Genomic DNA, 18,257 nt, shown 5'->3' with positions numbered 1-18,257 from the left:
GGGGAAGGCTTAACGATGTGGCGTTTTCCTCACGGATGCGGGTTAAAGCAGATTTCGCAGGGATAACTCGAAAATGATCTTTTCCGCCTGGCAGGAGAAAGCGATGGCGAGATCGAGTTTAACCTCGTCGCCAGCGGCGGCGATGGTGTAATCGACCTGCGGCGGTTCACTGGCCGGCGCCGCGGCGGCAGCACGTTCGCGCACAGCGGCTACGGTGGATTCCGCTTCTTCGCGGCTCGGGAACATTTTCTCAGCCCGGTAGACGCAGTCCTCGTTATCAATGATGGTACCGACATCAATGGCGCAGCCTTTGGTGCTGCATTTATCTACTACATCTTTCATCGTAATAACCTCTCGAGTTTTCTTAAGGATAAGAATCCGCTCACCGAAAAGCAAACCATTAATATCCGTAAGGATTAGCAATTTTTCTATTATATCGCGCCGCGGCGGGCGCCAGCTTGCGCCATCGCAAGGTGAGGCAATATGACTGCCGACGATCGCCTGACGATACGCGATGCCATCGCAGCAATCGTGGCCTCCATCACACTATTCTGCACACCATCTCGTCTGCCTCGCCTCACAGCGTTAGTCTGGTCACAGAACAACGCCAACAAGGAGCTGCTATGGCACTGCCGATGATGATTGATTGCGATCCGGGACATGATGACGCGATCGCCCTGGTCCTCGCCCTCGCCTCGCCGGAGCTGGAGGTGAAAGCCGTCACCGCTTCCGCGGGCAACCAGACCCCGGAGAAGACCCTGCGCAACGTGCTGCGTATGCTGACGCTGCTGAACCGGCCGGATATCCCGGTGGCCGGCGGCGCGTGGAAGCCGTTGATGCGCGATCTGATCATCGCCGATAACGTGCACGGCGAGAGCGGACTGGATGGCCCGAGCCTGCCGGAACCAACCTTTGCCCCGCAGAACTGCACCGCCGTCGAGCTGATGGCCAGGGTGCTGCGGGAAAGCCAGGAGCCGGTGACTCTGGTGGCCACCGGGCCGCAGACTAACGTGGCGTTGCTGCTCGCCAGCCACCCGGAGCTGCACGCGAAAATCGCCCGCATCGTGATCATGGGGGGCGCAATGGGGCTGGGCAACTGGCAGCCGGCGGCGGAGTTTAATATTTTCGTCGATCCGCAGGCGGCGGAAATGGTCTTTCAGTCCGGGATCCCGGTGGTGATGGCGGGGCTGGATGTTACGCATCGGGCGCAAATCCTTCCCGCCGATATCGAGCGATTCCGCCAGATTGGCAATCCGGTGTCGACCATTGTCGCCGAGCTGCTCGACTTCTTTATGGCCTACCACAAGGATGAAAAGTGGGGCTTCGACGGCGCGCCGCTGCACGATCCCTGCACCATCGCCTGGCTCCTCAAGCCGGAGATCTTCACCACTATCGAACGCTGGGTCGGCGTGGAAACGGAAGGAAAATATACCCAGGGGATGACGGTGGTCGATTACTACCATCTGACCGGCAATCGGCCCAATACTACCCTGATGCTGGATGTCGACCGTGAAGCCTTTGTCGATCTGCTCGCCCAGCGGTTAACCTTTTACGCCTGACACGCCTCCCATGCCCCTTTTCCCTCACGGGAAAAGGGGCAGAGTAAGTTGGATCCGCCGGACTAGTCGTCGGCCGCGACGCGGATCACCACTTTACCGAAGTTCTCACCTTTCAACAGGCCGATCAGCGCCTGCGGCGCCTGATCCAGACCGTCGATCAGCTGTTCGCGATATTTAATTTTCCCCTCTTGCACCCAGCGCCCCATCTGCTGCTGGAATTCCGCGATCCGATGCCCGTAATCCTGGCCGATAATAAAGCCCTGCATCCGGATGCGCTTCTTGAGGATGGTCGCCATCAGCAGCGGCAGACGATCCGGTCCGTCTGGCAAACCGGTGGCGTTATAGCCGCTTACCAGCCCGCAGACCGGTACCCGCGCTGCGGTATTCAGCAGCGGCAGCACCGCGTCAAAAACCTTGCCGCCGACGTTTTCGTAGTAAACGTCAATGCCCTGCGGGCAGGCCTGGGCCAGCTGTTCGGCAAAATCATCCGCACGATGGTCAAGGCAGACATCAAAGCCTAACGTCTCAACCGCATACCGACACTTCTCCGCGCCTCCAGCGATGCCGACGGTGCGGCAGCCCTTAATTTTGCCGATCTGTCCGACCGTGGCGCCAACCGGCCCGGTCGCCGCAGCGACCACCAGCGTTTCGCCCGCCTTCGGCTGGCCGATGTCCAGCAATCCCATGTAGGCGGTGAAGCCCGGCATCCCCAGAACTCCCAGCGACCATGACGGGTGTTGCGGGTCGTCACCCAGCTTCACCAGTCCGTTGCCGTCGGAGAGTTCATAATCCTGCCAGCCGCTGTAGCCCAGCACCCAGTCGCCGGGTTGATAATCGGCATGATTTGAGCTGACCACGCGACTCACGGTCCCTCCCACCATCACCGCGCCAATGGCCACCGGTGGCGAATAAGAAGGCGCGTCGCTCATGCGCCCGCGCATATAGGGATCGAGCGATAAAAAAACGGTACGCAGCAGAACCTGCCCCGGCCCCGGCGTCGGCACCTCGCTCTCTTCCAGGCGGAAATTCTCTGCCGTCGGTTCACCATGGGGGCGGGAAGCCAGTACCCAGCGGCGATGGCGTTGCGGTTGATCTGTCATAGCAAACTCCTCTTGTTAGCAGACAGTACTGAGGCTAGCTGCTTTATGCGCAACGTGCTTTACCATTAAGAGCCGGATGGCGATTGATTAAGGCGAACCACCAGATAGACGCAGGTCTCCGCGGATTCATTGATAAAGCGACAATCGTTGGGCGGGCCAAGCTCCAGACAATCCCCCTTCTGCATCTCATGACGGGTAGTCCCTTCGACAAACACCAGCTCGCCCTGCTGCAGCCAGATCAGCTGGCGGGCGAGCGCATAGGAAGAGGCCGGCATGGGCACATCGCTGCCGGGCGGCAGCTCAATCTGCACCAGATCGATCGGCAGATCGCTGCGCGGCGAGACGTGGCGGCGGAGATAGTGGCTTTGCGGGTCGTGCCACACCGGCTGGCTGGCAAAGCGCAGCAGCTTACCCTCCTGCATTTCCGCCCGGGCGATCAGCGTCGACATACTGATGCCGAAGGCGCCGGAAAGACGCCCCAGCATCGAGGCCGTCGGGCTGCTTTCGCCGCGCTCGATTTTATGGATCATCGCCCGCGAGGCGCCAGCCCGTTCGGCGAGGTCGTTCAGCGACCAACCGCGGGACTCACGCTCGATGCGGATGCGCGCACTGATGCGCTGATTGAGGTTGTCTTCTATAGTATTCATAACGTAATACTATAGTGTGCACCCACCCATTACACAACTGCTCGTCGGGCCGCGTGCTTACCGGGTCATCCGTAAAAATTATGCGGAAAACGGATGACAGCGCGATGTTCATTATTGTAATAATATCGTACTACTATAGTGTACAAAAAACTGAGGTTTGCTATGTCCATCCGCCCTGCCATTAAAGACGACTGTGCAGCGATCGCCGAAATCTATAACCACGCCGTCGTGCATACCGCCGCCATCTGGAATGATAAAACCGTGGATACCGACAACCGTATCGCGTGGTTTGAAGCCCGCCAGCTGGCCGGCTTTCCGGTGCTGGTGAACGAGGAAAACGGCGTCATCACCGGCTATTCCTCGTTTGGCGACTGGCGCGCGTTTGACGGTTTCCGCCACACCGTGGAGCATTCGGTGTACGTTCACCCCGATCATCAGGGGAAAGGGCTGGGTCGCAAACTGCTGGTTGCGCTGATCGCCGAAGCGCGTCGGCTGAATAAACATGTGATGGTCGCCGGTATTGAATCGCAGAACCACGCTTCGCTGCATCTGCATGAAACGCTGGGCTTTATCACCACCGGGCAGATGCCGCAGGTAGGAACCAAATTTGGTCGCTGGCTGGATCTCACCTTTATGCAGCTGCAGCTGGATGAGCGTCAGGACCCGGACGGCAAGGCATGAATGCGTCGCTCACCCTCGCCTGTCTGGTTGCCGCAGGCGTTGGTCTCGTGGTGCAGAATACCCTGATGGTGCGCATCACCCAGTCGGCGTCGACGATCCTTATCGCCATGCTGCTCAATTCGCTGGTGGGGATCGTTATTTTCGTGACGATGTTACTGCTGCGCCAGGGCGTCGCCGGCTTTCAGGAGCTGGCCCTGAGCGTGAAGTGGTGGACGCTGATCCCCGGCCTGCTGGGGTCCTTTTTCGTCTTCGCCAGCATCAGCGGCTATCAGAGCGTGGGCGCGGCCACCACCATTGCGGTACTGGTCGCCAGCCAGCTGGTTGGCGGGTTGATCATGGATTTAGTTCGCGCCCACGGCGTGCCGGTACGGGCGCTGATCGGGCCGGTATGCGGCGCGGTGATGCTGGTGGTGGGCGCCTGGCTGGTGGCCAGGCGCCAGTTCTGAGCGCATCTTCAGAGGATCGCGCCGCCTTTCGTCAACTGCTCGCGGCGCGCGTCCTGCTCTTCCTGATGCTGTCGCCCATGGTGGGCGATGGCAGTGCGCAGGCGCTGCTGCTGGGTATAGCGTTCCTCACGGCTGAGTTGTGGATCATCGCTCAGGGCGATCAGCAGCTCATTCATATGAGTGATAACGCCCTCGGCAAGGGTGTCATCGACTTTGACGATAACCTCATCCAGATGTGCCATCCGGTTCTCCTTTCGCTTAATTCAGCTTCGCTTTGGAAAAATCGCTCCCCATCATGCTCACGCGGTAGCCGCTGACGTTGCTACGGGTGGCATAGAAGGTCTTGCCGGTCGCCAGGGTGATCCACGGCGCCTGCTGGTAGAAGATCTCTTGCGCCTGTTCATAGAGTTTGGCACGTGCCTGCGGATCGCTCACCAGCAGCGCTTTCTTCACCAGCGCGTCATAGGACTTATCGCACCAGCGAGCGGCGTTGGAGCCGGTCTGGATATTATCACAGCTGAGCAGCGTGCCGGCAAAGTTGTCCGGGTCGCCGTTGTCCGACATCCAGCCATACAGGGCGCTGTCGTGCTCCCCTTTGCGCATACCGGCAAGGTATTCGCCCCATTCATAGCTGACAATCTTCGCTTTGACGCCCACTTTAGCCCAGTCGTTTTGGATCATTTCGGCGATCCGCTTCGAGTTCGGGTTGTACGGACGCTGGACCGGCATCGACCACAGGGTTACTTCCGCTCCTTGCTCCAGACCCGCCTGCTTGAGCAGCGCTTTGGCTTTCTGCGGATCGTAATCATAGTCCGGGAGATCTTTCTTATACCCGAGCATCGTCGACGGGATCGGTGATTTCGCCACGCTGCCGGAATCGAGGAATACCGCCTTGACGATCGCCTGCTTGTCGGTGGCATAGTTTAATGCCTGGCGCACCAGCACATTATCAAACGGTTTTTTCTCCGTGTTGAACGCCAGATAGCCGACGTTCAGCGCCTCAACCGCATGCAGCGCCAGATCTTTATTGCCCTTAATCACCGGGAACTGAACCGGCGAAGGCGCAGGAATAATCTGGCACTCGTTGGTCTGCAGTTTCGCCAGACGGGTCTCGACGTTCGGCGTAATGGAGAAGATCAGGTGCTTAGTCGGCACCTCGCCTTCCCAGTAGTGGGGGTTGGCGATATAGCGGATTTGGGAATCCACTTTATACTGCTGCAGGGCATACGGCCCGGTACCGACAGGCCAGTTATCAACATTCTCCGGCGTCCCTTTCTTCAGCATCGCCTCGCCATACTCCGCCGACAGAATAGAGGCGAAGTCCATGCCCCAGTCGGCAAGAAACGCCGCGTTCGGCTCGTTAAGCACGAACTGGACGTGATAGTCATCGACCTTTTTCACCGACTTAATCAACTTATCGAGGCCCACGTCGTGGAAGTACTCATAGTTCCCCTGCGACACTTTGTGATAGGGATGCTGAGGGTCCATCTGGCGCAGCACGGAAAACAGGACGTCGTCGGCGTTAAAATCGCGGGTTGGTTTGAAGAATTTGTTGCTGTTGAACTTCACCCCCTGACGCAGAGTAAAGGTCCAGGTTTTGCCATCCTCAGAGACGTGCCACTCGGTGGCCAGCGACGGGATCGGCGTGTTCTTCACCGGGTCAAAGGTGACCAGGCGGTTATACAGCACCTGCGAGCTGGCGACGAACGACGGGCCGGAGCTGGCGATTTGCGGATTAAAGGACTCCGGAGAGGCTTCTGAGCAGTAGACCAGTGTGTCATTGCCTGCGGCCCAGGCGGCGCCGGCCGGCAGCAGTGCGCTCAGCAGCAGCAGCGCCAGCGTGGTTTTCCCTGTAGACATGGTTATAAGTCCTGATTATTGATTATAAGAACCGTAATATCAGCACAGGCGCCCGCCCCCGGCAAATAATCAATGGCTATCACCTTATGCAAATCACGCTGAAATCGCTGGTTTAATCGGCGTAGCGCTGTTTTTTACGCCAGCAAGTGTCGGGATGTTGTGAGCCACACATAATTCCTGCAAAAAAATGTGCGATAACCGCCCTGCTCACGCTCACTGTCAGTAGTGCCCGGTACACTGGGGGAACCGCAGAACAAGAGGTTTCCACCATGACAATCACCTGCAATCTGTACATTGACGGCCAGTGGCACGATGCCGAAGGCCGCCGCACCTTTACCCGACGCCACCCGGCCCACGACGACGTCGCCTCGGTGGCTGCGGCCGCCAGTCTCGCCGACGGCAAACGCTGCGTCGAAGCCGCGGCCAAAGCCTTCCCGCTGTGGCGTGATACCTCTCCGGCGGAACGACGCCGTTTACTGCTCGACGCGGCGGAACATATGCTGTTGCGGGAGGCTAAATTTATCGCCGCCATGGCGGCGGAGACCGGCGCGACCGCGCACTGGGCCGGCTTTAACGTTCATCTGGCGGCCGATATCCTGCGCGAAGCGGCGGCGCTGACCACCCAAATTGAAGGGCAAATTATTCCTTCCAACGTGCCGGGCAACCTGGCGATGGGCGTCCGCCAGGGGGCGGGGGTGGTACTGGGCATGGCGCCGTGGAACGCACCGCTGATTCTGGCTACCCGGGCGCTGGCAACGCCGCTGGCCTGCGGCAACGCAGTGATCCTCAAGGGCGCGGAGCTGTCGCCGGCCACTCAGGGACTGATTATCGACGCCCTTGACGCGGCGGGCTTCCCACCGGGGGTGGTGAACTATCTTACCTGTGCGCCTGAAGATGCGCCGGCGCTGGTGGAATCGCTGATCGCCCACCCGGCGGTGCGGCGCGTTAACTTTACCGGATCCACGCCGGTGGGGCGGATTATCGCCCGCACCTGCGGGCAATATCTTAAACCAGCGGTGCTGGAGCTCGGCGGTAAAGCGCCGCTGCTGGTGCTGGACGATGCTGATATCGAGCAAGCGGCGGCGGGCGCGGTTTTTGGCGCCTTCGCCAACGCCGGCCAGATCTGCATGTCCACCGAGCGCATTATTGTCGACAACGCCGTAGCAGAGGTGTTTATCCCGCTGCTGGCCAGGCGCGCCGCCGCCCTGCCCGCCAGCCTGACGGGGCCGGTGGTTGATATGAACACCATCATCCGCTGCAACGCCTTAATCGACGATGCGTTAGCCAAAGGCGCTCGCCTGCTAACCGGTGGTAAAGCCAGCGATACCCACATGGCGCCGACCTTGCTGGACGGCGTGACCCGCGAGATGCGGCTGTGGAACGAAGAGTCCTTCGGCCCGGTAAAAGCGATTATTCGGGTTAAGAATGAAGAAGAGGCGCTGACGGTAGCCAACGACAGTGAATACGGTCTTTCCGCTGCGGTCTACAGCCGCGACAGCGCCAGAGCGTGGAACGTGGCGCAACGTCTGCAAACGGGCATTTGCCATATCAATGGCCCAACGGTGCATGATGAAGCGCAAATGCCGTTTGGCGGCTGCAAAGCCTCGGGCTATGGCCGCTTTGGGGGTCGGGCCGGCATCGCGGAATTCACCGAGCTGCGCTGGATAACACTCCAGACCCAGCCCCGCGAACTCCCTTTCTGAGCCGGTATTCTTTTAACCCTGGCTGGCAATGATCTGCGCCAGCCCTTGCGGATTCTCCCACGCCATCGAGTGCCCCCCGCGGGGCACAATCCCGACCGGGATCCCTTGCGCCTCAGCCAGGTCAATATCGGCATAAGGCAGGGAGAGCTCACCGACGATGAGCCTTTTTTGACAGTGCAGCTGGCAGAGCTGAGTAAACCAGGGGGTATCGCTGCCACGCATCAGGCTGCTGGCGGCCCGCCAGACGGCCCAGGGCGCGCTGTTTTGCAAACAGCCAGCCCATGGCGAGCGCTCCTCAGCCAGCATTCTGGCATAGCCTTCGGCAATAAAGGCCGCCTCTGTCTGCGCCGCAATGCGCCTGCTGTACTCACCGCCGCCGGCAAACAGATTGGGTTCAGAGACCAGCAGCGTGGTCACGCGCTCGCCCAACAGCCCCGCCGCTTCGATGGCGATGCTTCCTCCCATGCTATGACCGAACAGCGCGAAGCGCTGCAGACGCAGGTGGTTAAGTAGCTGCTCCACGACCCGCGCCTGAATATGTATGTTGTAACTAAAGTCGTGCGGTTTATCGCTGTAGCCGAAGCCTGGCAGATCGATGAGTATTTTACGCCGTCCGTTCAGCGCAGGATCGCTGGCGACGCGGGGATAATCGTAGGATGACGCACAGCCGAGACCGTGGATAAACACCACCGGGAGGCCATCTCCCGGAAGATCGAGCCAACGCAGCGTGGCGCCTGCGACGGAAGAAAAGAAACCGTTCACCTGTATGCCTCCATGATAAGGTTACTGGTTTTTTATACAGTAACCTTACCCTTTCCGCCACCCTTTTCTGCCGTCCGGCATCTGAGGGTTAAAACAGCGAGACGAGCAGCGCCATCGGAAAGCTGAACGGCCAGGTGGCGCCGATCAACAGGGCCGCCAGCAGGCGGATCACCCGGCTCTCTTTGGTCAAAAACCAGCTAATCACGGCGCATATCACGCCCATAATGGCGTAAAACACCAGCATTTTTTGATATAACGTCATTCTTACTCTTCCTTCCCTGAGGGGCGTTCCATGGTGGGATGATTATCTGCCATGACGTCGTGATTCAGAGATACCTGTATAACAAATTCTGAAACGGGCTGAATATTGAGAATAAAGCCTGATTCGTCTTAATCCGATAGCGCAACCGCAGGTGCCGTACTATACCTTTATGGACTTACTCATTAAGGTGGCGTTATGGATGTCTCCAGCAAAACCGTCATTCTGATTAATGTCTGCGCCGCGTGCGTACTTATCAGCCTGCTGTCCGTGAGATTTGGCTGGTTTTAATGATTTTACTCAGCAACGAAACCTAAAAAAGCAGCCCCCAGGGGCTGCTTTTTTACGCGCGAACACGGGCAATATTATAAAGGTTATAAGCGACAGGTGCTGCCTGGCCTGCCGCAATAACCTTATTAAGCTCCGGGTTATAGTGCGGCAGAAAATTCATCTGTTCGCTATCCCATTCGGCGGCAGCGCAGACGGCCTGCCCCACTCCCGCGCTCTCACAGCCCTGAATGCGTTTTGCCGGGGCGTTACCATAGCTCAGCGTCACAGCGCCGATAGCCAGCAGAATAAAAGCCAAAATTTTCACAACGACATCAACGTTAAAACCTAATATGCGCTAAATGATCGCATGAGCAGCGACGGAAAGTCAAACCCGGGAGCACCCGCAACCCGCCTGCAGCCCGCATTTTGGCCGGACTCACGGAATATTTAATATTCAGAACAAATATCATGCAATAACAGCAAATATTAAATCCTTATTTATAGTCGTGAAATAATTTCGGTTCAGGGCAATTCCATCGGTCTGATAAAGATAATATGTCTCCGTTCTCAGGGGGAAAAGATTGTCGCCGCATTCACCAAAAATGCGATATTCCGCGCAGGGCCTCCATCTTAATACGATAAAAGGCCGCTACAAGCCGTTGTTACATAACCCCTTCATTGTGGATCTCGCGGTTAATCGCCAAAAATAGCGCTAAATGACAACAAATATCATTTGCCTTCCATTCAGATAATACTTACATTCATAACTATTAGTAATGTTTTGGCGCCAGGGCGCTTTTTATATTTCGAGGTGGATATGTCCGGAATCATCACGCTGGTCATCGCGCTGATCCTGCTGGTCGCGGCGGTGTATAATCTTATTTCCTATATTCGTGACCGTCGTAGCGCCAGTTTACCGAGCAAAAAAACCAAGCGCTGAATGGCGGCCAGCGATGCGTTTCCTGATGGTCATTCGGTCTTCATCCCGCGATGCGGCGGGTATAAAAAAGCCCCTGCCAACAGGCAGAGGCCAGTATACGGTCGCGAACCGCGACGCTGTCGCCTCACCCGCCGGGCGCGACGCGCCCAGGGTGACTGGCGGACCCCATCCGGCGCTTATCTCCGGCACTCACATTGGCTTAGCTCTTGAAGGGGCATCAGAATAATCTCATATCCCCCTCGCAGAGTTTTGACAATTTTTGCCATTGTGACTATTAGCGAACTAACACAACCGTCGCGCAATCATCGCCAGCCACTAAAGGGTCAATGCTTTAGCCATGCTTAACCATGACATGGCGGACCACCGTGTAATCCTCAAGGCCATACATCGACATGTCCTTTCCGTAGCCCGACAGTTTCTGGCCGCCGTGCGGCATTTCACTCACCAGCATAAAGTGGGTGTTGACCCAGGTGCAGCCATACTGCAGCCTGGCACTAAGCCGGTGGGCACGGCCTACATCTTTCGTCCATACTGAGGACGCCAGACCATACTGGGAATCATTCGCCCAGCTCAGGGCCTGTGCTTCATCGCTGAAAGGCGTCACGCTGACCACCGGGCCAAACACTTCGCGCTGCACAATGGCGTCTTCCTGCCGGGCGCCGGCAAGCAGCGTCGGCTGGAAGTAATAGCCCGCGCCGTCAGCCCGGCGACCGCCGGTGACCACTTTAATATGCGGCAGTGCCTTTGCGGCTTCCACTGCGGCACTAACCCTTTCAAGATGCACCAGCGAGCTCAGCGGTCCCAGCTCGGTAGAGGCATCCTCTGGCGCGCCCATTTTCAGGCTGGCCACCGCCGCCCCAAGTTTCTCCACCAGTTGGTCGTAAATACCCTGCTGAGCGTAGATCCGGCAGGCAGCCGTGCAGTCCTGGCCGGCGTTATAAAAGCCGAAGGTTCGTACCCCGTCGACTACCGCATCGATATCCGCGTCGTCAAAAACAATGACCGGCGCCTTGCCGCCCAGCTCCATGTGGGTGCGTTTGATCGACGAGGCGGTATGGCTGATGATATGGGCCCCGGTGGCAATCGACCCGGTCAGCGACACCATTCGCACTTTGGCATGCGAGGTCAGCGGGTCGCCTACCGTTTTGCCGCGGCCAAACAGCACGTTGATCACCCCTTCGGGGAAGATATCTTTTGCCAGCTCCGCCAGCTTTAGCGCCGTCAGGGGGGTGATCTCCGAGGGTTTTATCACCACGCAGTTGCCTGCCGCCAGCGCCGGGGCCAGCTTCCAGGCCGCCATCATCAGGGGATAGTTCCACGGAGCAATGGAAGCCACCACGCCCACCGGGTCACGGCGGATCATTGAGGTATGCCCTTCGAGATACTCTCCGGCGGCCATTCCCGGCAGGCAGCGGGCGGCGCCGGCGAAGAAGCGGAAGACGTCCGCAATGGCCGGCATCTCATCGTTAATCACGCAGTGCAACGGCTTGCCACAGTTCAGCGACTCCAGCTGCGCCAGGGTCTCCGCCTGCGCCGCGATAGCGTCCGCCAGCTTCAGCAAGCATTCCGAGCGCGTTTTCGGCGTTGTCTGGCTCCAGGCATCGAACGCCCGATCCGCCGCCTCAACGGCGGCATCGACCTGGGCCGCTGTCGCTTCGGCAATCTCCAGGATCACATCGCCGGTCGCAGGGTTGTATACCGGCACCTTTTCGCCTTCACCTGCCACTAACTTACCGTTTATCAAAAGGTTGTGTTGCATAGCATTATCCTGTTTCATGGTTTTATTTCCCGTTTCCGGCGTCGTTATCGCCGTCGCGGGTGAGCCACCAGGCCCCTAAGATTGGTATCGTCGTTACCAGCATCACCAACAGCGCGACAACGTTGGTGACGGGCACATCGCGCGGCCGCCCCAGCTGATTCAGTAACCACAGCGGCAATGTTCGCTCATGCCCCGCGGTAAAAGTGGTGACGATAATTTCATCAAACGACAGGGCGAAGGCCAGCATTCCCCCCGCCAGCAGCGCCGATCCCAGATTGGGCAACACCACGTAGCGAAAGGTCTGCCAGCCGGTCGCGCCCAGGTCCATCGAGGCTTCCACCAGGCTCCACGAGGTCCGACGAAAGCGGGCAATGACGTTGTTAAAGACCACCACCACACAAAAGGTCGCGTGCCCCACCACAATGGTCAGTAGCCCCGGCTCGAGACCGACGGCTTTAAACGCCGTCAGCAGCGCCAGGCCGGTAATGATCCCCGGCAGGGCGATCGGTAACAGCAGCAGTAGCGATACCGCATTCTTACCAAAAAAAGTGCTGCGCCACAGGGCACCTGCAGCCAGCGTGCCAAGTACTAAGGCAATGGCCGTCGACAGGGCGGCAATTTTAAGTGACAACGTCACAGATTCGAGAATATCGCTACGCCCTGCTGCCTCGCTAAACCAGCGTAGCGTCAGCCCCTGCGGCGGAAAGCTGAAGGCCGCATCCTCCGTATTAAAAGCATAGATGGCAATGATCAGCAGCGGGAAGTGGAGGAACACCACGCCGCCCCAGGTCGCCAGTTGCAGATACCAGGGTGCGCGTTCAGAGTGCATCGAAGGCTCCCAGACGTTTCACGAACGCCAGATAAAGGGCAATCAGCACGATCGGCACGAGGGTGAACGCCGCCGCCATCGGCATATTGCCTATCGCCCCCTGCTGCGAGTAGACCATGTTGCCGATAAAGTACCCCGGCGGCCCGACCAGCTGCGGCACGATAAAGTCGCCCAGCGTCAGCGAGAAGGTGAAAATCGATCCGGCGGCAATACCAGGGATAGCCAGCGGCAGAACCACATAGCGGAAGGTCTGTCGTGGCCCGGCGCCAAGATCGGCCGACGCCTGCAGCAAGGAGCCCGGAATGCGCTCCAGCGCCGCCTGCACCGGCAGGATCATAAACGGCAGCCAGATGTAGACGAACACCAGAAAGCGTCCCAGCCCGGAGGTGGACAAGGTGTTGCCGCCGATCGCCGGGACGGTCAGAAGCGCATTCAGCGCCCCTTCCAGTCCAAGATGGCCCAGAAACCACTGCGCCACACCATCTTTGGCCAGCAGCAGTACCCACGCGTAGGCTTTGACGATATAGCTGGCCCACATCGGCAGCATCACCGCAATATAAAAGAAAGCCTTCATTTTGCCGCTGGTATAGCGAGCCATGTACCAGGCCATCGGCAGCGCCAGCATGGCGCTGGCGAGCGTCACACTCAGCGCCATTACCAGGGTACGGACAATAATGTCGTAATTGGCGGGATTGAACAGCGCCCGCAGGTTGGCCAGCGTAAAGTCGCTGGTCACCGACATGGTGAAGTCGTCAAAGGTATAAATACTCTGCCACAGCAGGGTCAGGAGCGATCCCAGATAGACGATACCAAACCACATCAGCGGCCCGAGCAGCAGTAAAAACAGGCCCAATGCTGGCCGACGCCAGAAGATCCCGGATACGCGCCCGGCCTGCGCAGGAATCATCGCCATGGTCATCTCAGCCTCCGCTTTCCAGCGGGGTCATCGCCGACCGCGACCATGACGCCAGCACCGTTTGCCCCATTCGCGGGGCGCTGGCTGCCGCCGCGCCATCGATATTCGCCTGGCTGACCAGCAGCTTGTCCCCCTCCGCCAGCCTGAGCTCAATCCGCGTCGCCGCCCCCTGATACTGTACCGCCTGCACTACGCCCTGAACCTGAACCTCGCCGCCGCCCTGCAGGCGAACATGCTCCGGACGCAGCGACCAGCTACCCGGCATGCCGCACAATCGCCGGGCCGCCTCGGCTTCAAAAACGTTGGCGGTGCCGACAAAGCCAGCGACAAACGCGGTCTTCGGATGCAGATAGAGATCCTGCGGCGCATCCACCTGTTCGATGCGCCCATTGTTAAACACCGCCACGCGGTCTGACATCGACAACGCTTCGCTCTGGTCGTGGGTCACGAAGATAAAAGTTATCCCCAGCGACTGCTGCAGCTTTTTCAGCTCCACCTGCATCTGCTCGCGCAGCTTCAAATCCAGCGCACCCAGCGGCTCATCGAGCAGCAGCACCCGCGGCTGGTTCACCAGCGCCCGGGCAATAGCGACCCGCTGCCGCTGGCCGCCGGAGAGCTGAGAAGGCTTACGATGATGAGCAAAGCCAAGGGCCACCTTTTCCAGCGCTTCCTGGGCGCGGGCATGGCGCGCTTTCTTCGCCATGCCTTTGACCATCAGGCCGTAGGCGACGTTGTCGAGGATCGACATATGGGGAAACAGCGCATAGTCCTGGAACACCGTATTCACATCCCGCTGCCAGGGCGGCAGTTCGCTGGCCGGCTGACCGAAAATACGGATGGTGCCGCCGGAGAGCTGCTCGAAACCGGCAATCAGCCGCAGGCAGGTGGTTTTACCCGAACCGGAGGGCCCCAGCATCGAGAAAAATTCCCCATCGCGAATGCCTATGCTAACCCCATCTACGGCCCGCACATCGCCGTACAGGCGCGATACATTCTGAAACTCGACCGCGTACGTCATTGTCTGCCTCCCGTCCTTAGCGGCCGCCCATTATCGCAATATAGTCCTGAGTCCATCTGCTGTAGGGTACGTATTTCCCGCCTTCGGCAACCGGCGTTTTCCAGAAATGGATCCGGGTAAACTGGTCATAGCCGTTGGTTTCACAGCCTTTGTCACCGAGCAGCGCGCTGGCTTTACACCCCTCTGGCACCACCGGGAGCGAGCCGAACCACGCCGCCACATCGCCCTGCACCTTCGGCGTGAGCGACCAGTTCATCCATTTGTAGGCGCAGACCGGATGCTTCGCTTCGCTGTGCAACATGGTGGTATCCGCCCAGCCGGTCACCCCCTCCTTCGGAAACACGGTGGCGATGGGCTGGCCTTCAGCCTTCAGGCCGTTGGCCTGATAGGGCCACGAGCTGGAGGCGGCCACCCCTTCGTTTTTGAAGTCGTTCATCTGTACGGTGGCGTCATGCCAGTAGCGATGGATCAGCGGCTGCTGGTCGCGCAGTACTTTCAGCACCGCGTTATACTGGGTTTCGGTCAGTTGATAGGGATCTTCGATCCCCAGCTGCGGCTGGGTGGCTTTGACAAACAGCGCGGCGTCAGCGATATAGATCGGGCCATCATAGGCCTGCACGCGTCCCTGATTGGTTTTGCCGTCCGGCAGGTTCTGTTTAACGAAGACCACGCTCCAGCTGTCCGGCGGCGTCGGGAATACACGGGTGTTGTACATCAGCAGGTTCGGCCCCCACTGATACGGCGTGCCGTAGGCTTTACCGCCGACGTTAAACCATGCCCCTTGCGCAATGCGTGGATCGAGGGTGCGCCAGCCGGCAATCAGCGCGGTATTAATCGGCTGAACGCGTTTGCCCATGATCAGACGCAGCGAGGCATCGCCCGACGCGGTCACCAGATCGTAGCCCCCCTTGGCCATCAGGCTGACCATCTCGTCAGAGGTAGCGGCGGTTTTGACATTAACCTGACACCCGGTCTCTTTTTCAAACTGGGTGACCCAGTCGTACTGCTTGTCTGTCTGGCCGCGTTCGATATACCCCGGCCAGGCAATAATATCGAGCCGCCCTTCCGGTTTATCCAGCGAGGTGAGTGGCTCTGCCGCCTGCACGGTCAAACAGGCCATGCTCAGCACATAAAGGCTGCAACGGGCAAATTTTTTGCTCATCAGGTGTTACTCCTGTCACAAGGTAATTAGCGGCAGCCGTGCCGTAAAAATATCTCCTGAAATAAGGGTAGTCAGCGGATTAACGCCCCCTGGGGAATTTATTCAGGTTGTGACCCGGGACGCATTACGCAAAAATCGCCAACACAAGCAGGACTTTATGGATTATAGACAACGAGTTAGAGAAAAAGGAGGGGTATGCGTATTTCCTATGATGAGCGCCGGTAAAATAATGACCGGCCTCAATAAAAACTCACCCTCGTTTATTTTTCCCGAGAGTTGATGGCGACGGAAAATAGCCTGAGTCGTCAGGTAAGCTGCTCACTAATAAGTTCACCCAACCGCCTCACCCCCTGCTCTTCGCGTTCCCCCCAGCCCCAGGCGGTATTAAAACGGAAAAACGAGGTCCAGCTGGCGGAGGTGGAGAACATTTTTCCTGGGGCAATGCTGATGTGCGAGGCCAGCGCCCGGGCGCTTAGCTCACTGGCGTCGGCCCCTTCCGGCAGTTCAATCCACAGAAAGTAGCCGCTGTCGCTGTGGTGGACGATAACCTCCGGCGGCAGATGGCGCAGCAGCGCCTGCCAGGCCAGCTGTTTACGCTCCGCCAGCTGGCGGCGCAAACGGCGCAGGTGGGCGTCATAGCGCTTGGTGGACAGATAATCCACCAGGGCTAGCTGCATCGGCGAGCTGGTGGAGAGCGTACTCATCAGCTGCAGTTGCTGGATCCGCCGCGCCTGTTTGCCGGCCGCCACCCAGCCGATACGAAACCCGGGCACCAGACATTTTGAAAACGAGCTGCAGTGCAGCGTCATATCCTGATGGTCCCAGTATTTCGCCGGGAGCGGTTTCTCGCGACCAAAGTAAAGCTCGCTGTAGACATCATCTTCTATCAGCATCACGTTATAGCGCGCCAGCAGCGCCACCAGCGCCGCTTTTTTTTCGGCACTAAGCGTAAAGCCGAGCGGGTTCTGCCCGTTGGTCATTAACCAGCAGGCCTTGACCGGGTAATTTTGCAGGGCCGCTTCCAGCGCCGTCAGGTCAATGCCCTCTTTGACGTCGGTCGCCACCGACAGCGCCTTCAGGCGCAGCCTCTCCAGCGCCTGCAGGGCGCCGTAGAAACAGGGGTTTTCCACCACCACCCAGTCGCCCGGCTCGGTCACTGCCTGCAGACTGAGGTTAAGCGCCTCCAGCGCCCCGGCGGTAATCACGATCTCGTCCGGCGAGATGTTCATCCCCTGCAGGGCATAGCGTCGGGCAATGGCGTGCCGCAACTCCGCATTGCCCGGCGGCAGGTTCTCAATGACGCTCATGGCGGTGGCGGTTTTGCTCACCTGCGCCAGCGAGCGGTTAAGCTGCTGCAGCGGGAAGAGACGCGGGTCCGGAAAGGCCGAGGCAAAGGGCAGCATCGACGCCTGGCGGCTGGCCTGTAGCACCTCAAAGATATAGGTATTGATATCGACAGCTTCATCGCGGGTCACCTGGGCAGGCGGCGCCGGCTGTCTAAGCTTCACCGGCTGAGGGGCGACATAATAACCCGACTGCGGACGGGCGACGATGCGCCCCTGGCTTTCCAGCAGCTGATAGGCATGGCTGACGGTCATAAAGCTCATGCCGCTGCTGATCACCTGCTCGCGCAGCGACGGCAGCCGATCGCCAGGCAACCAGACGCCAAGCGCGATCTGTTCGGTCAGCTGTTGCGCCAGCTGTTGATACTTTTTCATTGCGGCCGTCCCCGTACGATAACCTCCCATTATCATATATCAGTTATAAAAAAATCATAGTTTGCTGTAACTGTTATATCTGCAGCGGCAGTCGCGTCCCGTCATAGCACGGGATAGGTTTAAAATATCACCACCCAGAATAGTGAGATTAACGCAAACCAGAAGATAATCATCACGCCGAGCGTAATGCACAAACTCTGTAATCCTTTTTCAGACATGGGCATTCCTTTTTATTTATTCCCGAGCGCATACAGTACAAATTACCCACGGAGTCGACAATTTATTATTATTTAATTTACGATTAACCCGCTCAGCGTTTTTACTTATTCTCATACTAATGCGTGAGAATAAATGACGCTAAAACTCGTTGTGCATTATCGCAAGAATTAATACAGCACCGTGTGATATTCGGGATATATTATTCCGGCCAGAAACAGTGCCGTGCCGGCGGCCGAGTCCGCCGATCAACCGCTCCCGGGATAACGGCCAAATCTCCGCTGGTCTGTTGGTTAAGCGACCCACCCCATCGGTATTTATTCGTACCGGCCGATGATTGGGACGCGAGGTGAAAAATCATAACAGAGGCCAACTGTTATGATAAAAAATGGCGCGACTGCCTCTGCCCCCC

21 protein-coding genes are annotated in these 18,257 nt (G+C 58.4%); 6 read left to right on the top strand and 15 right to left on the bottom strand.

The annotated features are described in order from the left end of the window. Positions 1-42 precede the first annotated feature (42 nt). Positions 43-342, bottom strand: a complete 300-nt coding sequence (locus SP68_RS11655) for a DUF406 domain-containing protein (RefSeq protein ID WP_008804696.1) — start codon at positions 340-342, stop codon at positions 43-45. 89 nt (positions 343-431) lie between these two features. Further along, the gene (locus tag SP68_RS26395) at positions 432-662 is read right to left on the bottom strand and encodes a hypothetical protein (RefSeq protein ID WP_046620343.1); all 231 of its coding nucleotides are present in this window, start codon (positions 660-662) and stop codon (positions 432-434) included. Here SP68_RS26395 and rihA point away from each other — a divergent pair. Next, positions 624-1,559: a pyrimidine-specific ribonucleoside hydrolase RihA gene (gene rihA / locus SP68_RS11650; RefSeq protein WP_016161173.1), complete on the top strand. Its 936-nt coding sequence runs from the start codon at positions 624-626 to the stop codon at positions 1,557-1,559. The two genes, SP68_RS26395 and rihA, sit on opposite strands and share 39 nt — an antisense overlap. A 62-nt stretch (positions 1,560-1,621) precedes the next feature. On the opposite strand, the gene SP68_RS11645 is transcribed toward rihA, so the two are convergent. Then, positions 1,622-2,659 carry an NADP-dependent oxidoreductase gene (locus SP68_RS11645; protein WP_023340241.1) on the bottom strand — a complete coding sequence of 346 codons (1,038 nt, stop codon included), beginning with the start codon at positions 2,657-2,659 and terminating at the stop codon, positions 1,622-1,624. Between the two features lie 65 nt (positions 2,660-2,724). Next, the gene (locus SP68_RS11640; protein ID WP_008804693.1) at positions 2,725-3,306 is read right to left on the bottom strand and encodes a helix-turn-helix domain-containing protein; all 582 of its coding nucleotides are present in this window, start codon (positions 3,304-3,306) and stop codon (positions 2,725-2,727) included. A 162-nt stretch (positions 3,307-3,468) separates the two neighbouring features. Here SP68_RS11640 and SP68_RS11635 point away from each other — a divergent pair, with 162 nt between their 5' ends. Further along, positions 3,469-3,987, top strand: coding sequence for a GNAT family N-acetyltransferase (locus SP68_RS11635; protein ID WP_012541564.1), 519 nt, complete (start codon positions 3,469-3,471; stop codon positions 3,985-3,987). Continuing rightward, entirely contained in the window at positions 3,984-4,433 is a 450-nt protein-coding gene (locus tag SP68_RS11630) for a DMT family transporter (protein WP_032730509.1), read from the top strand. Before SP68_RS11635 ends, SP68_RS11630 begins: the two co-directional genes overlap by 4 nt. Before the next feature lie 8 nt (positions 4,434-4,441). On the opposite strand, the gene SP68_RS11625 is transcribed toward SP68_RS11630, so the two are convergent. Together SP68_RS11625 and SP68_RS11620 are read right to left on the bottom strand one after the other, a co-directional pair. Further along, complete coding sequence (locus tag SP68_RS11625) at positions 4,442-4,675, bottom strand: YdcY family protein (RefSeq protein ID WP_008804690.1); 234 nt, start codon at positions 4,673-4,675, stop codon at positions 4,442-4,444. Between the two features lie 16 nt (positions 4,676-4,691). Continuing rightward, positions 4,692-6,293 carry an ABC transporter substrate-binding protein gene (locus tag SP68_RS11620; RefSeq protein WP_040968574.1) on the bottom strand — a complete coding sequence of 534 codons (1,602 nt, stop codon included), beginning with the start codon at positions 6,291-6,293 and terminating at the stop codon, positions 4,692-4,694. 269 nt (positions 6,294-6,562) lie between these two features. On the opposite strand from SP68_RS11620, the gene SP68_RS11615 reads away from it, so the two are divergent. Further along, on the top strand, positions 6,563-7,996 hold the full coding sequence (locus SP68_RS11615; RefSeq protein WP_039103649.1) for an aldehyde dehydrogenase: 1,434 nt from the start codon (positions 6,563-6,565) through the stop codon (positions 7,994-7,996). Between the two features lie 12 nt (positions 7,997-8,008). Here the strand turns inward: SP68_RS11615 and SP68_RS11610 are convergent, their stop codons facing one another. Next, positions 8,009-8,758: an alpha/beta fold hydrolase gene (locus SP68_RS11610; RefSeq protein ID WP_008804687.1), complete on the bottom strand. Its 750-nt coding sequence runs from the start codon at positions 8,756-8,758 to the stop codon at positions 8,009-8,011. A gap of 88 nt (positions 8,759-8,846) precedes the next feature. After that, positions 8,847-9,020 (bottom strand): GhoT/OrtT family toxin, encoded by a 174-nt coding sequence (locus SP68_RS11605; protein ID WP_008804686.1) that lies wholly within the window; start codon positions 9,018-9,020, stop codon positions 8,847-8,849. A gap of 195 nt (positions 9,021-9,215) precedes the next feature. Here SP68_RS11605 and yncL point away from each other — a divergent pair, with 195 nt between their 5' ends. Continuing rightward, complete coding sequence (yncL, locus tag SP68_RS11600; RefSeq protein WP_012968073.1) at positions 9,216-9,308, top strand: stress response membrane protein YncL; 93 nt, start codon at positions 9,216-9,218, stop codon at positions 9,306-9,308. Positions 9,309-9,360: 52 nt separating this feature from the next. On the opposite strand, the gene SP68_RS11595 is transcribed toward yncL, so the two are convergent. Continuing rightward, the gene (locus tag SP68_RS11595) at positions 9,361-9,612 is read right to left on the bottom strand and encodes a hypothetical protein (protein ID WP_016161176.1); all 252 of its coding nucleotides are present in this window, start codon (positions 9,610-9,612) and stop codon (positions 9,361-9,363) included. 492 nt (positions 9,613-10,104) lie between these two features. Here SP68_RS11595 and SP68_RS27380 point away from each other — a divergent pair, with 492 nt between their 5' ends. Further along, the gene (locus tag SP68_RS27380; protein ID WP_004175940.1) at positions 10,105-10,227 is read left to right on the top strand and encodes a small membrane protein; all 123 of its coding nucleotides are present in this window, start codon (positions 10,105-10,107) and stop codon (positions 10,225-10,227) included. Between the two features lie 331 nt (positions 10,228-10,558). On the opposite strand, the gene patD is transcribed toward SP68_RS27380, so the two are convergent. The 6 genes from patD to SP68_RS11565 form a co-directional block, all read right to left on the bottom strand. Beyond that, positions 10,559-11,986, bottom strand: a complete 1,428-nt coding sequence (gene patD / locus SP68_RS11590) for an aminobutyraldehyde dehydrogenase (RefSeq protein WP_040968575.1) — start codon at positions 11,984-11,986, stop codon at positions 10,559-10,561. Between the two features lie 22 nt (positions 11,987-12,008). Continuing rightward, positions 12,009-12,815 carry an ABC transporter permease gene (locus SP68_RS11585; protein ID WP_008804683.1) on the bottom strand — a complete coding sequence of 269 codons (807 nt, stop codon included), beginning with the start codon at positions 12,813-12,815 and terminating at the stop codon, positions 12,009-12,011. After that, entirely contained in the window at positions 12,805-13,734 is a 930-nt protein-coding gene (locus SP68_RS11580) for an ABC transporter permease (protein ID WP_012541559.1), read from the bottom strand. The genes SP68_RS11585 and SP68_RS11580 overlap by 11 nt, the downstream gene beginning before the upstream one ends. A gap of 1 nt (position 13,735) precedes the next feature. Beyond that, positions 13,736-14,749 carry an ABC transporter ATP-binding protein gene (locus SP68_RS11575; protein WP_008804681.1) on the bottom strand — a complete coding sequence of 338 codons (1,014 nt, stop codon included), beginning with the start codon at positions 14,747-14,749 and terminating at the stop codon, positions 13,736-13,738. A gap of 16 nt (positions 14,750-14,765) precedes the next feature. Further along, entirely contained in the window at positions 14,766-15,911 is a 1,146-nt protein-coding gene (gene ydcS, locus SP68_RS11570; RefSeq protein ID WP_008804680.1) for a putative ABC transporter substrate-binding protein YdcS, read from the bottom strand. A gap of 305 nt (positions 15,912-16,216) precedes the next feature. Then, positions 16,217-17,629 (bottom strand): aminotransferase-like domain-containing protein, encoded by a 1,413-nt coding sequence (locus SP68_RS11565; protein ID WP_040968576.1) that lies wholly within the window; start codon positions 17,627-17,629, stop codon positions 16,217-16,219. Between the last annotated feature and the right edge of the window lie 628 nt (positions 17,630-18,257).

Source organism: Klebsiella variicola (assembly GCF_000828055.2).
GTDB classification, from domain to species: Bacteria; Pseudomonadota; Gammaproteobacteria; order Enterobacterales; family Enterobacteriaceae; genus Klebsiella; species Klebsiella variicola.
This window is presented reverse-complemented; position numbering and strand designations above follow the sequence as displayed.